A 1,753-nucleotide genomic window follows, 5' to 3' on the forward strand; every position below is an offset into this window, starting at 1 on the left:
GGTCGGCGCCGATCATCAGCGGACCCAGCTGGGCCTCGGCGCAGGTCCGGCGCCGTTCAGCCGCGCTCTGGCCAGGCGGGCGCCGCGCAGGTCGGCGCCCCGAAGATTGGCCGAGCGCAGGTCGGCCTCCTCCAGATGCGCGCCCTGGAGCTGAACGCCCTGCATGTCCAGGCCGTAGAAGACCGCGCCCTTGGCCGAAAGGGCGGTGAGATTGTATCCGCGGATGGACTTCAGGGTGCGCAGGTCGACGCCGTCGAAGACCGACGGCTGGCCGGCGGCGCCCCCGGTCTCGCACCACTGGGCGTGCTCGGCGAGCATTTCGGCGGCCGGCATCCTGTCCACCGCGACCCCGGCGGCGCGGTTGTCGGTCAGGGCCCCGGCCATGTCGGCCCCGTCGGTGCGCCACATGGCGGACTTCACCCCGACCAGCACGGCGTCGCGCAGGTCCGCGCCCGAAAGGTCGGCCCCCGAGAGGTCGGCGCCCGCCAGGTCGGCGCCGCGGAAGCTGGCCTGCTTCAGGTTGGCGCGGACCAGCTTGCAGTCCTTCATGATCGCGTCCGAGAAGTCGGCGGCGACGGCGACGATGCCGGTCAGCTTGGACCGCTCCAGATTGGCGCCGGACAGGTTGGCGCCCTGGGCCTGGGTGTCGTTGCGGACCTTGGCCTCGATGACCCGGAAACCCAGCTTGGCGTCGGCGGCGGCGATGGCGCCCTCGCGCAGGTCGGCCTCGAACAGGTCCGCGCCGGTGAGGTCCGCGCCGCGCAGGCAGGCGCGCGCAGGTCGGCGCGCCGCATGCTGGCGTCGATCAGCAGCGCCTCCTGCATGTCGGCGCCGAAGAAGGTGGCGTTGTCCAGGCGCGCGCCGGTCAGGTCGCAGCCGATCAGGCAGGCGGCGGCGAAGTCGGCGTCGGCGAGATTGCGGCCGGCGAGCGAGAGGCCCGACAGGTCCATCCAGGCGAAGACGGCGCGGGCCCCGCCCGGCTTGGCCTGCCACAGGCGGTCGTGCCGGGCGCAGATGGCGTCCAGTTCGTGTTGGTCGATGCGCCTTCTGGCGACGGTCTGCGCGGTCTTCCCCGACATTGCCCCAGAATGGCACGCCGCCGCTTAAGGAAGGGTGAGTGGGCGAACCTTCGCCATCCGCTCATCCCCGCGAAAGCGGGGACCCAGTACTTTGGGCGAGCGGTCTCGCCCGCGAATCCAGCCGCTGATCCCAGACTCCCGCGATCCGACAACAGGACTGGGTCCCCGCTTTCGCGGGGATGAGCGGATTATCTGGACCTATTCCGTCAACAAGCCCTGATCCGCCAGCGCCTCGGCCAGTTCGCCCGGACTGACCCATAGGCGGGTGTAGCCCGCCTCGCCGAGCCGCTTGAGTTCGGTGGCCAGGTCGGCCTTGGCCGAGGCCGCGAACCGGGCGTCGAAACCGTCGCCGGTCTCGCTGACCCGGACCATCGGGCGGCCGGTCTCGACCCGGTGCAGATAGCCTTCGTAGAGAACGGCGGCCTCGGGGGCGAGCAGGCCGGTCTCGACCTCCAGCCCGGCCTTCTTCAGGCGTTCGACGCCCCGGCCCGAGGCGAAGGGCGAGGGATCGACGGCGGCGACCACCACGCGGGCGACGCCGGCGTCCATCAGGAAGTGCGAACACGAGGTGCGGCCCGAGGAGCGGGCGCCGCAGGGCTCCATGGTGACGTAGGCGGTGGCGCCGCGCGCCTTGTCGCCGGCGGCGGGGACGGCCTGCTCCTCCGCGTGGGGGG

General features: G+C 72.3%; 1 protein-coding gene and 1 pseudogene. Both read right to left on the reverse strand.

Going from position 1 to position 1,753, the window contains the following annotated elements; genetic code table 11:
- Window positions 1-1,079, reverse strand: a pseudogene (locus tag AC2W7C_RS17495) (pentapeptide repeat-containing protein); the annotation flags it as partial.
- 198 nt (window positions 1,080-1,277) lie between these two features.
- The coding region (locus tag AC2W7C_RS17500; protein ID WP_486002509.1) for a bifunctional diaminohydroxyphosphoribosylaminopyrimidine deaminase/5-amino-6-(5-phosphoribosylamino)uracil reductase RibD at window positions 1,278-1,753 on the reverse strand (476 nt) is incomplete at its 5' end.

The sequence above is a fragment of the Brevundimonas sp. CURTG3B2_SDJG genome, assembly GCF_057364705.1.